The organism is Streptomyces sp. (assembly GCF_035644915.1).
In the GTDB taxonomy this organism is placed as follows: domain Bacteria; phylum Actinomycetota; class Actinomycetes; order Streptomycetales; family Streptomycetaceae; genus Streptomyces.
On the sequence record NZ_DASQNP010000099.1, the window covers coordinates 1 to 1,800 of the forward strand.

Here is a 1,800-nt window from a genome sequence, read left to right on the forward strand (position 1 = left end):
CGCCGGAAGGCGGTGCGCATGGAAGTCCCCCCGTCCGTCCTGCTGTTCCCCTGTGGGCAGTGTCGTCCGGAACGCCGGCGGTGAACCCCGGAAGGCGCCGGTTCAGAGCGGAATCTGAGGTTGGCGGCCGGACCGGGCGCGGAACCGGACGCGGGGCGGTGTCACTTCCCCAGTTCCGCGGCCCGTGCGGCGCGCCGGGCGAAGACCTCGTCCTTCGACGCGGCCATCTCGCGCAGGACCTCCTTCCGTTCCCGCCGGGCGAGCCGGTCCAGGTACAGACGGCCGTGGAGGTGGTCGGTCTCGTGCTGCAGGCAGCGGGCGAAGTAGCCCCGGCCCTCGATCACCAGCGGCCTGCCGTCCTTGTCGAAGCCGCGCACGACCGCGTGGTCGGTGCGGGGCACGGGCCGGTACGGCCCGGGGACGGACAGGCAGCCCTCCATCTCCTCGACGAGCCTGCGCCGCGCGGCCGGCACCTCGTCCAGGACCGGGTTGGCGATGTGCCCGACGTGCCGGACGCCCCATTCGTCCGTGCAGTCCCACACGAACAGCCGCAGGTCCACATCCACCTGGTTGGCGGCGAGCCCGGCGCCCTCCGCGACGTACAGCGTGGCGAACATGTCGTCGACCAGCCGCGACAGTTCCGGCGTCCCGAACTCCGCGACCTCCCGGCAGGGACGGCCCAGGATCTCCTCCCCGACGACGGTGACGCGGCGCACCGCGCCCCGTCCGGCCTCCGGTGCGAGCCGCGGGTAGGAGTCGGCGGGCACCCCCTGCACCCGTACCTGGCGGTCCACCGATCCCTGCGCACCGAACCGTACGGCCATGCCCCACCCCGTCCTTCCCCGCGTGCCGAGTCGGCCGACTTGACCGGATGCTTTGCAAAGTACCATCTTTGCAAAGTGAATACCGAAGAACGTCCCAACGCCTCCACCGGTTCGCCGCCGCCTCCACCCCGCCGGGCCGCTCCGCTTCCCCTGCCCGACCACCCCGTGCGCGTGGCCCTGCTGGACCTGCTCGCCGAGGTCGGCACCGTCACGGCCACCGAGGCCGCGCGGCGGCTGGGCCACAGTTCGGGGCTGTGCTCGTTCCACCTGCGGCAGCTCGCCCGGTACGGCCTCATCGAGGAGGCCCCGCACGAGGGCGGCCGGGCACGGCCGTGGCGGCTGCGCTGGGAGTCCTCCGGCCGGCCGGAGCGGTACGGGCCGGAGGGCCGGGAGGACGCGGACGGGTTCGACGCGCTCGCGCGCGGACTGGAGGACGAGAGTTACCGGCGCTGGCTGTCCCACCGGGCACAGGCGCCCGTCGAGTGGCAGCGGGACGAAGCGTTCAGCGCCGTGCTCCACCTCACCCCCGCCGAACTGGCCGAACTCGCCGGATCGGTCCGCCGCCTCCTGGACCGCTACCGGGACCGGGAGCCCGCCGCGCGGCCCGCGGACGCCGCGGCCGTCGCCGCGGTCGTGCGGCTGTTCCCCCTGGTGCCGGAGGACGGGGCCGGCGAGCCGCCCGGTACCTGATCCCGGTGCCCGGCGCGGGCGGTCGCGGCGGCAGCGGGCTCACCCCTCCTCCGGGGCCTCCGTCCAGCCGTCCGAGCCCAGCGGATAGACGTAAGAAGGACGCCCCCGGGCGCCGCTGGTGCGGAACGGCGCACCGCGGTCGTCGATGCGGAGCGTCCCGTGCCGGTCGCCACTGGACCACTCCAGCTCCAGGTACCAGCGGACGTCGTGCGCGTCCGTGCGTGCGGCGACGTACAGCACCTCGGGGTCGCTCTCGCTCACCTTGTAGGGGAAGTCCCGCCGGCCG

The 1,800-nt window shown here is 74.4% G+C and carries 2 protein-coding genes and 1 pseudogene; 1 reads left to right on the forward strand and 2 read right to left on the reverse strand.

Features of this window, described 5'->3' with window-relative positions:
* Positions 1-161: 161 nt before the first annotated feature.
* Complete coding sequence (def, locus tag VE546_RS11580) at positions 162-824, reverse strand: peptide deformylase (RefSeq protein ID WP_324921300.1); 663 nt, start codon at positions 822-824, stop codon at positions 162-164.
* Positions 825-899: 75 nt separating this feature from the next.
* On the opposite strand from def, the gene VE546_RS11585 reads away from it, so the two are divergent.
* Positions 900-1,514: an ArsR/SmtB family transcription factor gene (locus VE546_RS11585; RefSeq protein WP_414720456.1), complete on the forward strand. Its 615-nt coding sequence runs from the start codon at positions 900-902 to the stop codon at positions 1,512-1,514.
* Between the two features lie 39 nt (positions 1,515-1,553).
* On the opposite strand, the pseudogene VE546_RS11590 reads toward VE546_RS11585, so the two are convergent.
* Positions 1,554-1,800, reverse strand: a pseudogene (locus tag VE546_RS11590) (transcriptional regulator); the annotation flags it as partial.